At 69.9% G+C, this 21190-nt stretch carries 4 protein-coding genes; all 4 read left to right on the top strand.

Translation table 11 applies throughout. The features are described from left to right. Positions 1–180 precede the first annotated feature (180 nt). From CYFUS_RS30095 to CYFUS_RS30080, 4 genes are read left to right on the top strand one after another with little or no spacing between them, the layout of a single operon-like run. On the top strand, positions 181–2358 hold the full coding sequence (locus tag CYFUS_RS30095; protein ID WP_232536892.1) for a beta-ketoacyl synthase N-terminal-like domain-containing protein: 2178 nt from the start codon (positions 181–183) through the stop codon (positions 2356–2358). Then, complete coding sequence (locus CYFUS_RS30090; protein ID WP_198316173.1) at positions 2358–6707, top strand: SDR family NAD(P)-dependent oxidoreductase; 4350 nt, start codon at positions 2358–2360, stop codon at positions 6705–6707. The genes CYFUS_RS30095 and CYFUS_RS30090 overlap by 1 nt, the downstream gene beginning before the upstream one ends. After that, entirely contained in the window at positions 6704–15616 is an 8913-nt protein-coding gene (locus tag CYFUS_RS30085) for a hybrid non-ribosomal peptide synthetase/type I polyketide synthase (protein WP_095988362.1), read from the top strand. The genes CYFUS_RS30090 and CYFUS_RS30085 overlap by 4 nt, the downstream gene beginning before the upstream one ends. 9 nt (positions 15617–15625) lie before the next feature. Further along, the gene (locus CYFUS_RS30080; RefSeq protein ID WP_095988361.1) at positions 15626–21187 is read left to right on the top strand and encodes a type I polyketide synthase; all 5562 of its coding nucleotides are present in this window, start codon (positions 15626–15628) and stop codon (positions 21185–21187) included. Positions 21188–21190: the final 3 nt, after the last annotated feature.

The raw sequence follows: 21190 nt of genomic DNA, 5'->3' as shown, positions 1-21190 counted from the left end.
GAGTGCTTCTGGTTGGTTGATTTGGGTCTGTAAAAAAGACGGGCAAAGTCCTTGACGCTCCAAGTCAGCGTACCCTAGGGTGGCACGCGACTGTCGAGTTCTGAGCGGATTGGGTGGGGCCAGAGAAGCGCGGATTTTATGCAGCATGATGCGATAGCCATTGTTGGATTTGGGCTCCGAATGCCTGGGGCGGAGTGTTCGCGTTCGTTATGGAAGCTGCTATGCGATGGAATTGACGCGACCCGGGAGATTCCCTCTGAACGCTGGGAGCTGGGGTCGCTCCACGATCCGGCTCCTGACCGCCCGGGGAAGATCCGCAACCGCCACGCTGGATTGATCGAGGGCGTGGAGACGGCGGATCCCAACGCCTTCCGTCTGTCCAAGCGAGAGCTGCGGAACATGGATCCCCAGCACCGTGTGCTATTCGAAAGCGCATGGCACGCGCTGGAGGACGCTGGAATTCCTTTCGATGCCCTGCGCGGGAGCCGCACGGGTGTCTTCGTGGGCATCAACTTCAATGATTATCAGCGGATGCTCGCGCGTGACTGGGCGGCGCTCGATGGGTATGCCCTGCTCGGCACGACGGCCTCGTTCGCGGCGAACCGGATTTCCTATGCATTTGATCTCCGGGGCCCCAGCACCTGCTCGAGTGTGGGGTGTGCCTCCTCGACGACGGCCCTCCACGAAGCCTGCCGAAGCCTGACGCTGGGCGAGGTGGATCTGGCACTCGTCGGCGGCGTGGAACTCATGCTCTCGCCCGAGAGCAGCATCATGCTGTCCCAGGCGGGCGTGTTCTCGGCGAGAGGACAGTGCCGGACGTTGGATGCGGAGGCCGACGGCTACGTCCGCGGTGAAGGCGCTGGAGTGGTGGTGCTCAAGCCCCTGTCCAAGGTGGACGCCAGTGATCGCGTGTACGCGGTGATTCGCGGCAGCGCCGTCAACCACAACGGGCGCAACGAGTGGATCATGGCTCCCAGCGCCCCGGCGCAGGCGGAGGTGATCCGCCGGGCCTGTGAGTGGGGGGGCGTGGAGGCCGCCAGCCTGGACTATGTCGAGCTCCATGGCTCCTCCTTCCTCAAGGGGGACGCCGCCGAGGCCATCGCCATCAGCGAGGCGCTCGGGGAGCGGCGCTCCTTCCCTTGCCGGCTCGGCGCGGTCAGCAACAACCTGGGCTACATGGGCGCGGCGGCGGGGATCGCGCAGTTCATCAAGGTGTGTCTGTCCCTGTACCACCGCACCTTGCCGCCGACGATCCACGTGGACGCGCCCAATCCCCAGATCGCATTCGAGGCGCTCGGGCTGACGATCCAGTCGAAGCTGGAGCACTGGCCCGAGCGGGGGACGGGAGAGCCGAGGCGGGCCGGTGTCGTGTCCACTTCGCTCGGTGGTTCCAACGCCTTCCTGGTCCTGGAAGCCGCTCCGGAGGTCCGTGCGGCGGAACCGTCCGGCGTGGATGCTCCCGGCCATCTCCTGGTTCTCTCCGCGCTCACCCCGGAGGCGCTCCGCCAGCAGGCGATGCGGCTCCGGGACTTCCTCGCGGAGACGCCCGCCAGTGACTGCACGCTGGAAGACGTCTGCTTCACGGCCGCGTTCAAGCGGCAGCACCACCGCCACCGCGCCGCGGTGATCGCCCGGGGACGGGACGGACTGATGGGGCTCCTCGGTGAGCTCGCTCGCGCCTCCGGGCAGGCGCTCCTGGTGGAGGAAGGGCTGCTTCCCGGGCTCGTCGAGGCCGGGCGCACCTATGTCGACGGTGGCGTTCTCTCACGGGAGGCGTTCCCTGGAGTCGGCGGGCGCTGTGTGAGCCTTCCGCTCTACCCCTTCCAGCGGCAGCGCCTGTGGCCAGAGTGGCTGTCTCCCCAGGAGGTGTGCCGCGCGCCCACGGACTCGCGGCCAGCTCCGTCCGTCTCACCGCCTTCCGAGGTGGTTGTCTCCCGTCGAGTCCAGGAGGCTCCCGCGGGCGAGCGCGAGGCGCGGCTGATGGAGTTCCTCCGCGCCCAGGTCGCGGACGTGCTGGAGGTGGACCCGGCCGAGCTCGACACGCGAGGAAGGACCTTCTTCGAGCTGGGGCTGAACTCCATCGGCGCCACGGCGTTGAAGGATCGCATCTCGAGAGAGCTCGGCGTCACGTTGTTCACGACGATCTTCTTCGAGCACCCACGGCTGGAGCTGCTGGCGAAGCGGCTGCTGGCCCTCGTGGAGTCCCGGACCGCGGTCGGCTCGGAGGCCGGGAGCCGCGCGAGCGCGCCTGCCCAGGATGAGCAGGGGTTGATGGAGCGCATCGCCGGGTTGTCCGAGGAGCAGGCCCAAGAGCTGATTGCCCGGAAGCTGGCCGAAGTCAGCATCGAGGTCGACTGATGAGTCGAAAGGACGGTTCGCCGATGGAGCTGACGCCCCTGCAGCAAGCCCTGCTCACGATCGAGAAGCTGCAGAAGAAGCTCGCGGCTGGCACTCGAGCGGAGGATGGCGCGATCGCGATCATCGGCATGGGCTGCCGGTTCCCAGGTGGCGCGGTGAGTCCCGCGCGTTTCCAGGAGCTGTTGTGGGGAGGCGGCGAGGCGGTGACGGAGCTCCCGGCCGACCGGCGGGCGCTCCAGGGACTCTATGATCCCGATCCCTCCAAGCCCGGGAAGATGTACTTGCGCCGGGCGGCCTTCGTCGACGGCGTTGACAGGTTCGACGCGGAGTTCTTCCGGATCTCGCGGCGGGAAGCCGAGGGGATGGATCCGCAGCAGCGCTTCTTCCTGGAGGTGAGCTGGGAGGCCCTCGAGAACGCGGGAATCCCGCCGCACCAGCTCGTGGGGACGCGGACCGGCGTGTTCGCCGGAGTCCATGCCAAGGACTATGCGTTCGCCATGGAGGGAGGACTGGAGAAGGTCGGTGCCCACTACTCCACGGGGGTGGACGCCAGCTATGTCGCCGGGCGGCTCTCCTATCTGCTTGGGCTCGAGGGTCCCAGCATGGCCGTGGACACCGCCTGCTCCTCCTCGCTGGCCGCGGTGCATCTGGCGTGTCAGAGCCTGCGCACGGAAGAGTCAACGCTGGCCATCGCGGGGGGCGTGAAGCTCATCCTCTCCCCGCAGCTCAGCGTGTTCCTGTCCAAGGCCGGGGCGCTCTCCCCGAGCAACCGCTGCCGCGCGTTCGATCGCGCGGCCGACGGCATGGTGCAGGGCGAGGGCTGTGGCGTGGTCATCCTGAAGCGCTACCGGGATGCGGTTCGCGATGGGGATCGGATCCTCGCGACGATTCGCGGAACGGCGATGAACCACGATGGCGCCAGCGGCGGGCTCACGGTGCCGAACGTCCGGGCGCAGGAGTCGCTGTACCGGATCGCGCTCCAGCGTGCCGGTGTCGAGCCCGGGCAGGTGGACTACCTGGAGGCGCATGGGACGGGAACCCGGCTCGGGGATCCCATCGAGCTCGAGGGCGTGTCGCGGGTCTACGGTGGCTCGCGGACTCCGGAGCGGCCGCTGTGGGTTGGCTCGGTGAAGCCGAACATCGGTCACACCGAGGCGGCCGCGGGGATCGCGGGGCTGATCAAGGCGGTGCTGGTGCTCCAGGCTGGAGAGCTGCCGCCCTCCATTCATTTCGAGCACCCGAACCCCGAGTTCGCCTGGGAAGGCTCGGGGCTCGCGGTTCCTCGGGAGCGCACGCCGCTGGCGGGCAAGGCCACCCCGCACCTGGTCGCCGTGAGTTCGTTCGGGATGAGCGGCGTGAACGCCCATGCGCTCGTCGAGGCGTACCGTGAGAAGGCCTCGGAGCTTGCGGATTCCGGGCCGTACCTGCTGCCACTCTCGGCGCGCGGCGAGCCGGCCCTGCGTGAGCTCGCCGGCGCCTGGCTCCGTCAGCTCACGGCCGGCTCCACGCAGAGCCTCCGGGATTGCTGCTTCACGGCGGGGGCGGGGCGGTCGCATCACGAGCAGCGCCTGGCGCTCGCCGCCCGGACGCCCGAGGCGCTGTGTGAGCTGCTGCGGACCGCCGCGGATGGGCGTGGCGGCGAGGGGATCTTCCGCGGACAGGTCAAGGCCGCGGGAGGGCGTGAGGCGGTCTTCGTCTTTGGAGATACCGGAGCTGGGAAGGCCGGGGCCCTGCGCGAGCTGCTGCGGGAGGCCAGCATCCGTGGCCATGTCGAGAAGCTGGATGGGGTGATCCGCCAGGTGGCGGGGTGGTCGCTCATCGAGCACGTGGAGCGGGACGCCGCCAGCCCCGTGGCCCTCCTCGCCTTCCAGCTCTGTCTGGCGGAGCTGTGGCGGTCGTACGGCGTCGAGCCCGCCGCCGTCGCGGGCTACGGCAAGGGGGAGGTCGCCGCGGGCGTCGTCGCGGGGGTGCTCGGCGTGGAGGAGGCGGTCCGGCTCGTGCTCCAGGGACCGGCGGCCCCGACGATTCGTTCCCAGCCGGCGAAGTGCCCGTTCCTCTCCCTTTCCGAAGAGGAGTGGATCGGGACGGGCGGTACGGTGCCGGCCGATTTCTGGACGAAACGGCAGGCGTCCAAGGGCAGGCTGGAGCTGGATCTGCTCGCCGAGCACCTCCTGGAGCGCAGCGCGTCCGCCTTCCTGGAGTTCGCGTGCGATCCCTCGCTGGGCGAGGAGCTGGAGGCCGCGGCGCAGCGCCGGAGCAGGAAGGTGCTCGCGCTGCCCGCGAGCCCCGCGGAGGGTGATGTCCGGTACGGAGTCCTGAGCAGCGCCGCGCGGCTCTACTGTGAGGGATTCTCGATCCGGTTCGAGAGCCTCTACCCCGGAGCGAGGAAGGCGGTCCTTCCGACGTACCCCTGGCAGCGCGAGCGCTTCTGGTGGGATGGGGAGCGGGAGTCCGTGAAGGTGGAGCCCGTCGTGGTGGAGGGCGGGGTGGAGAACGCGGAGGCCCTGCAGGGGCTGTTCTGTGAACTCTCATGGAATGTCCGAGGGGCGGGCTCCGAGCAGGTCCGGGCGGACGGGACGTGGCTCGTCATCGCCGAGGAGTCCGAGGTCGCCGCGGAACTCCGGGATGGGTTGGTCGCGGCGGGTGGCTCGGTGGTCGTGGCCAGCGCGGGTCCCTCTTATGAAAAGGTGTCTGCCCGGGACTACCGCCTCGAGCTGACCGGCCGGGAGTCCTTCTCCCGCCTCCTGGCGGAGCTGGCCGCGGACGGCCAGGAGCTTCGGGGGATCATCTTCCGAGCGGGCTCCAGCCACCCGGAGACACTCGAAGGACCGCGCGCGGTGGTCCGGCGCGAGGCCATTGCCGTGACGTCGCTCGTGCAGGCGCTGGCGCACGTGGCCGCGCCGAAGCCTCCGCGTCTGTATCTCGTCACCCGGGGCGCCCAGATCACGGGGAGTGAGGCGGGGCCCGGGTCGATCGCGGGAGCGCCACTCTGGGGGCTTGGGCGCGTCATCGCGTACGAGCATCCGGAGCTCGCGTGCAAGCGGATCGATGCCGATCCCGCCTCCGGTCCGGAGTCGCTCCGCGAGCTCGTCGCCGAGCTCGGACGCCGGCTGGCTCCTGCCCTGGACGATGATGAGGTCGTCCTGCGCGGAGACCGACGCCTGGTTCCTTCGCTCACCCAGGGACGGCGGACGCCGGGAAGCGCGGGCGCGTTCCGCCCCAGGAAGGACCGCACGTACCTGATCACGGGAGGGCTCGGAGGCATCGGGCTTCGCCTGGCCTCCTGGCTGGTGAGCCGTGGCGCGCGGTACCTCGCGGTGTGTGGACGGAAGGGCGAGACGGCGGAGACCCGTCAGGCCCTGGCGCCGTTGCGGGCTGCGGGGGCGCGGGTGGAGACCTTCCAGGTCGATGTGAGCCGACCGGAAGCGCTCGCGGCCATGCTCGAGGACCTCCGGCGCGCGGGGCCTCCCCTGGGAGGCATCTTCCACTGCGCCGGCGTCCTGGCCGACGGCTCGCTGCTGCAGCTCGAGCCTCGGAGCTTCGAGACCGTCATGGGTCCGAAGGTGGATGGAGCCTGGAACCTCCACATGCTCGCCACGGATGCATCGATCGAGCAGTTCGTCCTCTTCTCCTCGACCGCATCGCTGATCGGCTCTCCCGGACAGGCCAACTACGCCGCGGGGAACGCCTTCCTCGATGCGCTGGCCCACCTGCGGCGCTCGCGTGGCCTGCCGGCGCTCAGCCTCAACTACGGGAGCTGGGGAGAGGTAGGCATGGCCACCACGGACGAGCGACGCGGGGAGCGGCTCGCGGAGCGCGGCATGGCTCCCATGTCCGTCGAGGAGGCCCTGGCGGCGATGGCCCTCACTCTCGCCGACGGCCCCGTCACCCGGGGCATCGCCCGCTTCGATGCGGAGCGGTGGGGGAAGAGCCATCCGTCCGTGGCGGCATCCTCCCTGTTCCGCGGCCGGGTCGCCCAGGAAGAGGAGCGCGTCGTGGACAAGGCGCCGCGCAAGCTGCGCGATGCGCTGCTCTCACTCGATAGCTCCGAACGGCACGGCGTGTTGGTGGCCCGCCTCAAGGAGATGGTGGGGGAGGTGAGCCGCAACCCTCCGGAGCGCTTCTCCTCCAAGGATACGTTCGACTCCCTGGGGTTCGACTCCATCATGGTGCTCGAGCTGAGGGACATGGTGATGGGGGAACTCGAGGTGAGCTTGCCACTCAAGAGTTTTGTCGATGAGCGCTCCATCGAGCAGGTGACGGTGGAGTTGTTGGAGAAGCTCGCCGTCGCGAGCGTGCTCGGCGCGGCCTCCTCGGAGCGTCCTGAATCGAAGCGGGTCCTGCTATGAACCTGAGAGAGCTCCTTCAGGAGTTGGCCCACCACGGCATCAAGCTGTCGGTGGAAGGCGAGAACCTGGCGGTCGACGCCCCCTCCGGTGAAATCCCAGCAGGGCTGCGCGAGAAGCTCGTGGCGAACAAGGCGGCGCTGCTGGCCCTCCTGGCCGAGCAGCACGCGCCCCTGGTGGACTCCCCGCCGCAAGCCGTGCCCCGGCCCGAGGAACGGTTCGAGCCGTTCCCCATGACCGAGATCCAGCAGGCCTACAGCGTGGGTCGGCAGGCCGGGCTCGAGATGAACGCGGCGATGCACGCGTACAACGAGATCGACTGTCGCGAGCTCGATCTGGCGCGTTTCGAGGAGGCCTGGAACCAGGTCATCGCCCGCCACGAGATGCTGCGCGCGGTGGCGCTCCCCGAGTTCCAGCAGCGCATCCTGCCCACCGTCCCGCGCTACCAGATTCCAGTGGAGGATCTGCGCGGATGGAGCCAGGAGGAGGCGGAGGCGCGGTTCGTGGCCATCCGCGAGCGGCTGTCCCAGCAGGTGCTGTCGCTCGATCAGTGGCCCTTGTTCGAGCTGCGCGTGTGCCTGCTCGACAACGGCCGGGCGCGCCTCTTCATGAGCGTCGATGGAACCTTCATCGACGGCTACAGCTTCCAGATCCTCTATCGGGAGCTGGTGCACTTCTACAAGCACCCCGGGGTGCCTCCCACTCCCGCGCGGCTCGAGCTGTCGTTCCGGGACTACGCGCTGGCCGTGCATCAGGCGCGCGGATCGCGCTATGCGCGGTCCCTGGAGTACTGGCGGTCTCGCCTGCCCAACCTCCCACCGGCGCCGGATCTCCCGCTCGAGCGGGATCCCAGCACGCTGCGGCGTCCTCGCTTCCGCCGCTGGTTCGAGCGCCTGGAGCCCGAGGTGTGGCAGCGCCTCAAGCAGCGTGCTCGCGCGCGCCGCCTGACGGAGCCGGAGCTGTTGCTGGCGGCCTATGCCGAGATCATCGCCCGCTGGAGCCGGAGCCCCCGCTTCACGCTCAACGTCCCGCACTTCAACCGCCTGCCGATCCATCCGCAGGTCAATGAGATCATCGGGACCTTCGCCAGCTTCACCTTGATCGAGGTGGATCACCGACCGGAGCGGAGCTTCACCGAGCGGGCGCTGGCGATCCGTGAGCAGCTCCTCCTCGCGCTCGAGCACCGCGAGGTGAGTGGCGTCGATCTGCTGCGAGAGCTGTTCCGGCTCCAGGGCAAGATCTCCGGCGCGATCATGCCGGTGGTCATGACGAGCTTCGCCTCCCACTCCAAGAGCCGGGACTCCCACTGGGTCGACTTCCTGGCGAACGAGTTCGGCGAGCTCATCGAGGCGCTCACCCAGACACCCCAGGTGTGGATCGATCTGCAGATCGTCTACCAGCAGGGCGGCGTCTTCCTGAACTGGGACGTGGCGGAGGAACTGTTCCCGCCCGGCATGATCGAGGACATGTTCGCCAGCTTCTGCACGCTGCTCCGCCGCCTGTCGGAGGATGACGCGGCCTGGGAGCAGGGGGGCCTGGACACCTTGCCCGCCCGGCAACGCGAGCTGTTCTCCCGCGTCAACGGCACGGTCCGCCCGCTGAGCGGAGCGCTGCTCCATACCGGCTTCTTCCGGAATGCCGCCGCGCGGCCGGAAGCGCTCGCGCTGGTCTCGTCGACCGTCTCGCTGAGCTACGGCGAGCTGGCCCGGCGCTCCAGCCGGCTCGGGCACGCGTTGCGTGAGCGAGGGGCCGCGCCCAACCGCATCGTCGCGGTGGTGATGGAGAAGGGGTGGGAGCAGGTCGTGGCCGTGCTGGGAATCCTGAGCTCCGGCGCGGCCTACCTGCCCATCGACGCCGGGCTGCCGCTCGAGCGCCGCTCCTACATGATGGAGAACGGTGGCGCCACGTGGGTGGTGACCCAGCCGAAGTTCGCCCAGGAGCCGTGGCCGGAAGGTACCCAGGTCCTGGTCATCACTCCCGAGGCCTTCAGCGAGTACAGCGATGCGCCGCTGTCGCCCGTGCAGCGCCCCGAGGACCTCGCGCACATCCTCTACACCTCGGGCTCCACGGGCCAGCCCAACGGGGCGATGCTCACCCACGCGGGGATGGTCAACGCGATCGAGTGGACGAACCGGAAGTTCGGCGTGGGGCCGGATGACCGGCTCATCGCCCTGAGCGCGCTCCACCATGACTTCTCCGTCTATGACATCTTCGGGATCCTGAGCGCGGGCGGCGCGATGGTGATGCCGGGCGCCTCCACGCGCCGCGATCCCTCGCACTGGGCCGAGCTCATGGCCCGGCACGGCGTCACGATCTGGAGCACCGTGCCGGCGATGATGGAGATGCTGCTGACGTACCTCGAGGGAGGCAACGTCCGGCTCTCCTGTCCGCTGAGGCACGTGATGCTCGGCGGAGACTGGATCGCCGTCACCATGCCCTCGCGGCTGCGAGCCCGATTCGGTGATGTGAAGGTGGTGAGCGTCGGAGGCCCGACCGAAACCTCGCTGTGGAACATCACCCACCCCGTGGTGGAGGCGGACGAGCGCCGCCGCAGCATCCCGTACGGAAAGCCGATCCCCAATACGAAGTACTACGTGCTGGACGAGCATCTGGACGAGCGGCCCATCTGGGTGCCGGGCGAGCTGTGCTGCGCGGGCATCGGCGTGTCGAAGGGCTACGTCGGCGCGGGGGCGGGCTCGAAGAAGTTCACCGTCCACCCGCGCACCGGGGAGCGCATCTATCGCACGGGCGATCTCGGGCGCTATCTGCCCGACGGGACCATCGAGTTCCTGGGCCGCGTCGACTTTCAGCTCTCCATCCGGGGCCAGCGCATCGAGCCAGGCGAGATCGAGGCCGCCCTGTTGCAGGAGCCGAGCATCCAGGCGGCCGTGGTGGGGGCCGTCGGCGAGCACCACGAGAAGCGGCTCGTCGCCTATGTCGTCCCCGTGGATGTGAAGCGGGGGATCGACACCCAGCGGATCCGCGCGTTCCTGGCGCGCAAGCTGCCGGAGCACATGGTGCCGGCGACCTATGTCGTGCTGGAGGCCCTGCCGCTGACCCGCAACGCCAAGGTGGATCGCCGGATGTTGCCGCATCCGGATCAGGTCCCCCAGGCGAAGAAGAGCGTGGAGAGCAGCCCGGCGATCGCTGGTGGCGGCGGCGAGGCGCGAGCACTCCAGCATTCCCTGGCGAAGGTGGTGGGAGAGGTGTTCGGCGTCCCGGAGGTCCCCCCGGAGCGGAACTTCTTCGAGCTCGGCGCCAACTCCGTCCACCTGGTCAAGCTTCACCTCCGACTCAAGGAGGAGCTGGGCGTCCTGGTCCCCGTCGTGGATCTGTTCGGGCACCCGACCGTTCGGGCGCTCATGGAGTATCTCGGCGCCACCGGAGCGGAGCTGAAGTCCGAGGCGATCCGCGAGCCCGAGGTGGAGGCGCCGCCGAAGCAGGAGGGCCAGGACATCGCCATCATCGGTATGGCCGGCCGCTTCCCCGGGGCCGCGAACCTCGAGCAGTTCTGGCGGAACCTGGTGGAGGGGGTCGAGTCGATCAGCACCTTCACCGATGACGAACTGCTGGCCGCTGGCGTGAGCGCGACCGCGTTCCAGGATCCCCGCTACGTTCGCGCGTCGGCGGTGGTGGACGGCTTCGACCAGTTCGACGCCGACTTCTTCTCGTTCTCGCATCGCGAGGCGCGCTCGCTGGATCCCCAGCAGCGCGTGTTCCTGGAGTGCGCCTGGGAGGCGCTCGAGCACGCGGGCTATCCGCCCAATGGCTGCGAAGCCGTGGTCGGCGTCTACGCGGGCAAGAGCGTGAGCCACTACCGCTATCCCTACCCGGATCTGACGCGGCCGATCAGCTTCTTCCAGGACCTCGTCTCCCAGGACAAGGACTTCCTGGCCACTCAGGTCTCCTACAAGCTGGATCTGCGTGGGCCGAGCGTCAATCTCCAGACGGCCTGCTCGACGTCGCTCGTCTCCATCTCGGCCGCCTGCGATGCGCTGCTCAATGGGAGCTGCGACATGGCGCTCGCGGGCGGAGTGGCGCTCAAGGTTCCGCATCGAGTGGGGTATCTCTTCGAGGAGGGCAGCGTCTTCTCCGGAGACGGCCACTGCCGGCCCTTCGACTCCAGGACCAGCGGCACGGTTCCCGGGAGCGGGGCGGGAGTCGTGGTCCTCAAGCGCTTGAGTCAGGCGCGTGCGGATGGTGATCGGATCCTCGCGGTCATCAAGGGGAGCGCGGTCAACAACGACGGGCATCGCAAGGTCGGGTTCATGGCGCCGGGCCTCCGGGGCCAGGTGGACGTGGTGCGAGGAGCGCTCCAGCGGGCGGGAGTCGACCCACGGACGGTCTCGTACATCGAGGCGCACGGAACGGGGACCGCGCTCGGCGATCCCATCGAAGTCGCCGCGCTGACCCAGGTGTTCGGAGAGCAGGCGACGCCCCGGTCGTGCGGGCTCGGTTCGGTGAAGAGCAACATTGGCCACCTCGACAGCGCCGCGGGGATCGCGGGGCTCATCAAGGTCGTGCTGGCGCTCCAGCACCGCACGCTGCCGCCCTCGCTCCACTTCGAGCAGCCGAACCCGCGGATCGACTTTCAGCGGGGCCCCTTCTACGTGGTCAGCGAGGCCACGCCCTGGGTGGTGGAGAACGGCCCTCGCCGCGCGGGGATCAGCTCCTTCGGGATTGGCGGCACCAACGCCCACATCGTGCTGGAGGAGGCGCCCCCATCGTTGGTGGAGGTCGGAGAGCCACGGGAGGACCGCTCCCGGCATGTCCTGGCGCTCTCGGCGCGGAGTGAGGCGGCGCTGTTGCAGCTCGCGGGGCACTACCGGGCGCTGCTCGAGGGCTCCGAGGTGTCGCTCGCGGACGTGTGCTTCTCGGCGAACACCGGCCGCACCGCCTTCGAGCATCGACTCTCCGTGGTGGGGTCGGATCGCCGCCGCGTGGCCGAACTCCTGGGCGCGGCGGAGCGCAAGGAAGCGAACCCGGGGCTGGTGCAGGGGACGATCGATCCGAAGCAGTCGGCGAAGGTCGCGTTCCTGTTCTCGGGGCAGGGCTCGCAGTACGTCGGGGCCGCGCGCGAGCTCTACCAGACGCATCCCGGCTTCCGCCGGCGCATCGATGCGTTCGACGAGCTGCTCCGGGCGTACTGGGATCGCTCCCTGATCTCCGTGCTCTATGCGGAGCCGGGGCAGGCCTCGCCCATCGATCAGCTCGACTACGCCCAGCCGGTGATCTTCGTCCTCGAGTACGCGCTGGCCGAGCTGTGGATGTCCTGGGGCATCCAGCCGGATGTCCTGCTCGGCCACAGCACCGGTGAGCTGGCGGCGGCCTGCATCGCGGGGGTGTTCAGCGTCGAGGACGGGCTGAAGCTGGCGGTCCATCGCGGCCGGCTCATCAACAAGCTCCCCGCGGGCGGCAACATCGCGGTCTCCGCGGGCGAGGCGCAGATGCGCGAGATCCTGTCCCGTGGCGGCTGGACGAGTTCCATCGCGGCCCTCAACAGCCCCGACAGCGTGGTCATCTCCGGTGTTCCGGGCGAGATCGACGCCCTGGCCCGCGAGCTGGAGGGGCAGGGCTTCAAGGTGAAGCGCCTGAACATCCCGCGCGCTGCCCACTCGGCCATGGCGGAGGCGATCCTGCCGGAGTTCAGGGCTGTCGCCTCCACGATCCGCTACTCGCGCCCCTCCATTCCGATGATCTCGGGCATGACCGGCGAGTCCATCACGGAGGGCATCACCGATCCGGAGTACTGGTGCAGCCAGATCCGGAATCCCGTGCGCTTCGCGGATGGGGTGGCCTCTCTGCACCGGGATGGAATCCGGGTGTTCGTCGAGATCGGCCCGAAGGCGACCCTGCTCGGAATGGCGGCGCGGTGCCTGCCGGAGGGAGAGGGCACATGGCTGCCCAGCCTGCGGCAGGATGATGGGGGCTGGCAGCAGATGCTCGAGAGCCTCTCGGGGCTGTTCGTCCGAGGCGCCCGGGTCGACTGGGCGGCCTTCGATGCCAGCTACTCTCGGCGCAAGGTGGCGATTCCGACCTATCCCTTCCAACGCCAGCGGTTCTGGGAGGAGGGGGCCGGGTTGCAGCGCCCCAACGGCCGGATCGTGTCCCAGGAGGAGCACCCGCTGCTCGGAAACAGGGTGCCGCTCGCGGTCCTCGAAGCCGGAGAGCTGTTGTTCGAGACGACGCTCGGGCCCTCGGCGCCGGGCTTCCTCGGGCAGCATCGCGTCTTTGGCACTCCCACCCTTCCGGCCACCGCCTACGTCGAGATGGCACTGGCCGCGGGAGCGAGTCTGCTCGGGACGCGAGAGCTGGGTTTGACGGGCTTGTCCATCCTCGGTGCGATGACCTTTCCGCGTGACTCCGAGCGGAGGGTCCAGTGCGCGGTGAAGCGCATGGAGGACGGCGGGGCCGAGGTCCGGATCTTCAGCCGTGCCGTGGATGGCACGGAAGAGGGTTGGAGCCTGCACGCCACGGGGAACCTGTCGGCGTCGCGCGATGACGAGAAGCCCGCCGCCGAGCAGTCGTTCGAGGGAGTGTTCGCGGAGCTGCGGGCCGCGCCCCTGGTCGAGAACTACTACCAGAGAGCCCAGGACTTCGGCGTCGACTTTGGTCCGGAGTTCCGGGGCATCACGGAGCTGCGCCAGGCCGGAGAGCAGGTCCTGGGTCGCATCGAGAAGCCCGCGGAGCTGGGGAGCAGCGGCGCCTGGTTCGCGCATCCCGCCCTGCTGGATGCCTGTCTCCAGGTGGTGGGCGGTGCCTACCCGGACACCGACGGCTCCGAGCTCTACGTGCCCATGAACATCGAGAGCCTCGTGCTCTCGGGGGGGCTCGAGGACGGTGTGTGGAGCCACGCGGTGGTGCGGCCGCTCGACGAGGCCCGGAAGCGCCTGCGCGCCGACGTTCGCATCTTCGGTGGCGATGGGCGGCCGCGGGCGCGGGTGCGGGGGCTCGAGCTCCAGCGGACGAGCCGGGAAGCGTTGAGCGCGGCGGTCGCGGCTTCGCTGGATGACTGGCTCTATGAGCGCCGGTGGGAGCCGCTCGCCCTGGAGGGCACCGCCCCCACCTCGCCGGCCGTCGACAGTGGGCCTTGTCTGATCCTCGCGGATCGCGCGGGGCTCGGGCGCCAGCTCGCGCGGGAGCTCGAGCGGGACGGACGGACCTGTGTCCTCGTGTTCCGGGGCCCGGTGGCTCGCCGGATCGACGAGACGAGCTTCGAGGTGCCGGGGGAGCCCATGGCGCTCGCCGAGGCGCTGCGTGCGTTGGACCTTCCGGGCTCGTTCTCGGATGCCGTTCTGCTGTGGGGGCTCGACGGCCCCGATGCGGAGCGCTTGGAGGAGGAGAGTCTGGGCCAGGCCGCGCTGCTGGGATGTGGCGGCGGACTGGGGCTCCTGCAGTACCTGCTCGGGCGCGGTTACTCGAATGCGGTGTGGCTGGTCACCCGCGGCGCGCAGCCCGTGACGACGGGGCAGCCGCTCCCGGGGCTTGCCCAGTCGCTGCTCTGGGGGATGACGCGGCCCCTCGCCATCGAGGCCTCCGAGCTGGACTGCCGCTGTGTCGATCTCGATCCGCGGGGAGAGACGAAGACCCAGGTCGACGCGCTCGTGCAGGAGATTCGCCGCCGCTCCAAGGTGGCCGACAACCAGGTGGCCTGGCGTGACGGACGCTACGTCGCCCGGCTGCGCAAGGCCGAGGCGCGCACGCTGGTGGCCTCGCCCGTGGTGCGGAAGGAGCTCTTCCGTCCTGAGCGGAGCTACCTCGTGGCCGGAGGGCTCGGACGGCTGGGACTGCTGACGGCGGAGCTCCTGGCGGACCGGGGTGCGCGGAACCTCGTCCTGACCGGACGTGGCCCCGTGGGCTCGGACGCGGCCGAGCGGCTGGCGCGCTTGCGCGAGCTGGGCGTCCGCGTCGAGTACCGACAGACGGACATCGCGGATTACGGCCAGCTCTCGGCGCTCTTCCAGGAGATCGAGCGGGAGATCGCGCCGCTGGGAGGCGTGTTCCACTCGGCCGGCGTTCTCGACGACGGCGTGCTGCGGCAGCAGAGCTGGGAGCGGTTCGAGAAGGTGCTGCGGCCCAAGATGAGGGGTGCCTGGAACCTGCACCTGCTGACGGCGGGGCTCGCCATCGAGCACTTCGTGCTGTTCTCGTCGGTGGCCTCGCTGGTCGGCTCCGCGGGCCAGGCGAACCACTGCGCGGCGACGGCCTTCGAGGATGCACTGGCGCACCATCGCCGGGCCCTGGGGCTGCCCGGCTTGAGCATCAACTGGGGCGTGTGGGCGGGAGACGCGGGGGCCCGGGTCGATGTCAGCGAGCAGGCCCGCACCCCGGGGTTCGGGCTCATCCCGAAGCAGCAGGGGCTTCGCGCGCTCGAGGTCCTGCTCTCGGCCCGGGTCGCGCAGGCCGGGGTCGCCGCGATTGACTGGGCGGTGTTCGGCGGTGGCCGGCCCGCGCCGTACGACGCGGAGCTGCGGCAGAAGGCCGGCGGGCGGACGGTGACCCGCGCGACGTTCCTGGAGAAGCTCGCGGAGGCGCCGGTCGCGCAGCGCCGGAAGCTGCTGCTGGACTACCTGCGCGAGCAGGTGGCCTGGATGCGGGGCCTGAACTCCAGCGAGACGATCGACCCGGAGCAGGGCTTCCACGAGATGGGGATCGATTCCCTGGCGGCGCTGCAGCTCAAGAACCGGCTACAGACCGGGCTCGGCCTCTCGCTGCCCGCCACGCTCGTCTTCAACTACCCCACGACCGAGAAGCTCGCGGAGCAGCTCGTGAACACGTTCATCCCCCTGGAGTTCGCACGGGAAGAAGCCCCCGGACCGATGGAGGATGTCCCGGCCGAACAAGCCCTCCAGGGTTTGAGCGAAGCCAACCTCGCCCACATGCTCGCCGAGCAGCTTTCGAAGATGAACTAGGACGACGCCATGTCAGGGCAAGCAAACGATACGAGCTACGGCGACTTGATGAAGCGAGCGCTCCTGAAGTTGCAGGAGGCGCAATCGAAGATCGAGTCCTACGAGCGGGAGCGGCACGAGGGCATCGCCATCGTCGGCGTGGGGTGCCGGTTCCCGGGTGGAGTCTCGGACCCGGCGGGCTACTGGCGCCTGCTCTCCGAGGGCACGGACACCATCACCGAGGTCCCACCCGAGCGCTGGAACGCGGAAGGCTTCTACCACCCCGATCCGGATCAACCGGGGCGGATCTATTGCCGGTACGGCAGCTTCCTGCGGGAGATCGACCAGTTCGAGCCGAGGTTCTTCGGGATCTCCCCGCGCGAGGCGGCGCGGATGGATCCCCAGCACCGGCTCTTGCTGGAGGTCGCGTGGGAGGCGATGGAGCGCTCCGGGCGCAGTCCCTCCTCGCTGAGCGGGACGCGGACGGGTGTGTTCATCGGCCTGATGGGGCAGGACTACACCCAGATCGCCACCCAGTCCCCCGAGCTGATCGACGCCCACACGGGCTCTGGGAACAGCCCGAGCATCGCCTCGGGCCGGCTCTCCTACACCTTTGGCTTCCAGGGCCCCAGCCTCACGCTCGACACGGCGTGCTCCTCGTCGCTCGTCGCGGTCCACCTCGCGATCCGGAGTCTGAGACAGCGTGAGACCGACTTCGCGCTCGCGGGCGGCGTGAACCTGGTGCTCTCCCCGATCGCGACGCTGATCGAGTCGCGGACCCACATGCTCTCGCCTGACGGGCGCTGCAAGACCTTCGACGCCGCGGCCAACGGGATTGGAAGGGGCGAGGGCTGCGGGCTGGTCTTCCTGCGTCGCCTCTCGGATGCCCTGGCGGACGGCGATCCCATCATCGCGGTGCTCCGAGGCTCGGCCGTCAACCAGGATGGCCGGACCAGCGGGATCACCGTTCCGAACGGGCTCGCCCAGCAGCACGTGATCCAGGATGCGCTCCGGGACGCCCAGGTCGAAGCACGGCAGGTGGGCTATGTCGAGGCGCACGGCACCGGGACGGCGCTCGGCGACCCCATCGAGTTGGAGGCGCTCGCCTCCGTCTACGGTGACAAGGCCAGCCGGAAGCAGCCGCTGGTGGTCGGCTCGGTGAAGACGAACCTGGGCCACCTCGAGGGTGCGGCGGGAATCTCGGGCTTGATCAAGTCGGCCCTGTGTCTGGCGAACGAGGAGATCCCGCCCCACCTCCACCTGCGCAACCCCACGCCCCACGTCGACTGGAGCCGGCTGTTCGTCGAGATCCCCACCGCGCGGCGGAGCTGGCAGGGGACGGAGCCGCGCTTCGCCGCCGTGAGCTCGTTCGGTTTCTCGGGGACGAATGCGCACATCATCCTCGAGTCGGCGCCGCGCCCGCGGGAGTTCCCCCAGGGCGTGGAGCGCCCGCTGCACCTGTTGGCGCTCTCGGCCCGTTCGAGCGGGAGCCTGCGCCGGCTGGCGGACTCGATCGCGGAGGACCTCTCCGGGGCGCGCAAGGGAGCGCTCGCGGACGTCTGCCACACGGCGAACATCGGACGGAGCGCGATGGAGGAGCGCGTGGCCTTCGTGGCGCCGGGCTCCGAGGAGATGGTGGCCGCGCTGCGCGCGTTCGGCCGCGGCGAGCCCGGCACCCCCGAGACTCGCGTGGAAGGACGGAAGGAAGCCGGGGCGCCGCGCATCGCGTTCCTCTTCACCGGCCAGGGAGCCCAGTACGTGGGAATGGGCCGGGAGCTGTTCGAGACGCACCCGGGCTTCCGTCGCGACCTTCTCCGCTATGAGGAGATCCTGAGGCCTCACCTCGAGCGGCCGCTGACCGAGGTGCTCTTCCAGGAGGGCAGCGCTGCCCTGGACGAGACCCGGTACACCCAGCCGGCGCTCGTGGCCCTGGAGCTTGCCCTGGCGGGACTGCTGCGCTCATGGGGGCTGCGGGCCGATGCGGTCCTGGGCCACAGCGTTGGCGAGTACGCGGCGGCCATCTTCGCCGGAGTCTTGGAGCCCGAGGCGGGCCTCCCGTTGGTCGCCGAGCGCGCCCGGCTGATGCAGGGGCTGCCCGAGCGGGGTGCGATGCGGGCCGTGTTCGCCGAGGAGGCGCGCGTGGTTCGGGCGATCGCCGGCCATCCCCGGGTGAGCCTGGCGGCCATCAACGGGCCGCGCAACGTCGTGATCTCCGGAGAGGAGAGCTCGGTCGAGGCCATCTCCCAGGAGCTGGCCGCCGAGGGAATCGAGAGCCGGCGCCTGAATGTCTCGCACGCGTTCCACTCGCCGCTGATGCAGCCGATGGTGGCGGAGTTCGAGCGCGTGGCCAGCCGCGTGCGGTTCCAGACGCCTCGGGTCGCGTTGATCTCCAACCTCGATGGCGCGGAAGGGGGAGAGGCCCTCACCCAGCCCGGCTACTGGGCCCGTCACGTCCTCCAGCCCGTTCGCTTCGCCGACGGGATCCAGGCGCTCGTCCGCCGAGGCGTGCGCGTCTTCCTCGAGATCGGCCCGAAGCCGTCCTTGTTGAACCTCGCGCGGGATGTCGTGGCCTCGGAGGAGGCGCTGTGGCTGGAGACGCTGCACGCGCGCCGCTCGGACTGGACGGGCCTGCTCCGCTCCCTCTCCGAGCTCCATGTGCGCGGCGCGGGGGTGGACTGGGCGCGCTTCGATGCCGGCTACGGACGCGCGCGGGTCGCCCTGCCGACCTACCCGTTCGAGCGCCAGCGGTACTGGCTGGATGCTCCCGCGCCCTGGTCCCGCCAGGGCAGACGCTCCACGCTCCACCCCTTGCTGGGTGCCCGGTGGGACTCCGCGGCGCTGCGGGAGGGGACCACGGTCTTCTCCAGCGAGCTCACCGCGGGAGCCTTGCCCTTCCTGACGGATCACCGCGTCTACGGCAAGGCGGTGGTTCCCGCCGCGGCGCTCGTGGAGATGGTGGCCTCGGCGGCGGTGCAACAGCTCGGCACGGAGGCCCTGACGTTGGAGGATCTCTCGCTCCACCAGCCCCTGGTCCTGCCCGACGCACAGGCGCGGGTCGTCCAGACCCTCCTGGAGAGCCACGGGGAGGCGGGCTTCACGTGCAAGGTGGTGAGCAAGGGGGACGAGCGCTCGGAGGAGGGAGCGGGCGCGCGCGCCCCTTGGATCACCCACGTGACCTGCCGTGTCTCGGCGCTGAGCGCGCTCCCACCCTCGGCCGAGCGGGAGGCGTGGCGCCAGAGCTGCCCCACACCCGTCTCCATCGAGGAGCTCACCGCGGCGATCGCCCAGCGGGGGCTGGACTACGGGCCCTCGCTGCAATTGCTGTCGTCGCTCCACCGGGGACCAGGCGCCGCGCTCTCGTTCAGCCAGGCGGAGGATCGGAGCGGGAGCTACCGCGTCCATCCGGCCTTGTTCGACACGTGTCTGCGGACAGGGGCCGCGATCACGCCGCTGTCGCCAGGTGATGCGCTGCACCTGCCGGTCGGCATCCAGCGGCTCGAGCTCTACCGGCCGCTGCCGGAGCGGATCTGGACCCATGCCCGGCAGCGTGTCGCGGAGGGGTCGGTGGGACACCCCGTCACCGACATGACCCTGTGTGCCGAGGATGGCACGGTGGTCGCCGCGCTCACGGGGCTCTCCGTGCGCAAGGCCGAGAGGGACGCGTTGCTGCGCGGCCTCGACAGCGACTTCATGGATTGGCTGTACCAGCTCACCTGGACTCCGCACGTGGCCAAGGAGGAGTCCCGCCCCGTCAGCCAGAGCTGGGTGCTCTTCGCCGACGAGGGGGGCTTCGGCGCCGAGCTCATGGAGGTGCTCACGCAGCGTGGGGATCGCTGCACCCTGGTGCGCAGGGGGAACGAGTTCAGCAGCGGCCCGGACGGAATTCGTCTCGATCCAGGCTCCGCTGCCCACTTCGGTCAGTTGCTGTCGGCCTGGGAGGGCGAGCCCCCCACCGGACTGCTCTACCTGTGGGGGCTCGATGAGGACCTGGATACCGGGTTCTCGCTGGCCGGGCTCGAGGCCGCGCAGATCCCAGGTTGCCTGGGCGCGCTGCACCTGACGCAGGCCCTGGGGCGGACCTCGTGGGCCAAGATGCCCCGGCTCGTCATCGTCACACGGGGGACCCAGCGCCTGCCCTCCGACGCACAGGCTCCGCGCATCGCCCAGGCCCCGCTGTGGGGCTTCGGTCAGGCCGTGGCCACCGAGCTGCCGGAGCTGCGCTGCCTTCGCGTCGATCTGGCGGGGGAGCGGCGTCGCGAGGAACTCGGAGCGTTCGTGCGCGCGCTCTTGCTCCCGGAGCGGGAGACCCAGGTGGCCGTGCGTGGCGGGGCCCTGTACACCGCGCGGCTCGGGCGCGCCCGGCTTCGCGCGAGCCCGGAGAAGAAGCCGGCCATCTCCGCGGAGGCTTCCTATCTCATCGCGGGTGGTCTGGGTGGGCTCGGGCTCCGCCTCGCCGTGTGGCTGGCGGACCGGGGTGCCCGTCACCTCGTCCTGCTGGGGCGGCGGGGTCCTTCACCAGAGGTCCAGGGGCAGCTCGAGGCGCTGGAGGCGCGAGGCGTGCGCGTCCAGGTCGCTCTCGTGGATCTCTCCTCGCGCGAGGAAGTGGCGGAGGTCCTGAACGAGATGCGAGGCGCGCCGCCCCTGCGCGGCATCTTCCACTCCGCGGGGGTGCTCCGCGACGGCACCATTGGCAACCAGACGGCCGAGCGCTTCCGCGAGGTCATGGCCTCCAAGGTCCAGGGCGCATGGAACCTGCACGAGCTGAGCGCCGGGCTGGAGCTGGACTTCTTCGTCTGCTTCTCCTCGGTCGCCTCGCTCATTGGCACGCCAGGCCAGTCCAACTACGTCGCCGCGAATGCCTTCCTCGACGCGCTGGCCCACCTGCGGCATGCCCAGGGCAGGCCCGCGACGACGATCAACTGGGGCTCCTGGGCCGAGGCCGGAATGGCCGCGCGGCTCGTCCAGGCGGACACGGGGCGCCCGGGTGCCCTGGGCTTTGGACTCATCCCGGTGGCGCAAGGGCTGAGCATCCTCGAACGGCTTCTGGGCGGGGCGAGCCCCCAGCTCGGCGTCTTCCCCGTGGACTGGACACTCCTGACGCAGCAGTTGCCGGGATTGGCGGGCCAGGCGCTCATCCAGGCCTTCGTCGGTGGGGTACCCCTCCGGGAGCAGCCTTCGGCCTTCCGCCAGCAGTTGGACGCGGCCCTGCCGAACCGGCGGATGGAGTTGCTGCGCCATCACGTGGAGCGGCTGGTCGCCGCGACCCTGGGCCTGGCGGAGTCGGAGAAGATCGCGGGAGGTGAGCGTCTGTTCGAGCTGGGTGTCGACTCGCTGCTGGCGGTCGAGATCAGGAACCGGCTCATGAGCAACCTCGGCAGGAGCCTCCGTTCGACCCTCGTCTTCGACTTTCCCACGGTGGACGGGCTCGTCGCGCACCTCGCCGGAGAGCTGGGAATGGGCGTGGATGCCCAGAAGCCCGAGGAGGCCCCGCGGCAGGAGCAGGAGACGCTCGCCGCGGAGATCCAGGGTTTGTCGGAACAGGAATTGACCTCACTCATCGACCAGGAGCTGGAGAGCGTGCTCTCCAGCTGAGGA

The organism is Cystobacter fuscus, assembly GCF_002305875.1.
In the GTDB taxonomy this organism is placed as follows: Bacteria; Myxococcota; Myxococcia; order Myxococcales; family Myxococcaceae; genus Cystobacter; species Cystobacter fuscus_A.
This window is presented reverse-complemented; position numbering and strand designations above follow the sequence as displayed.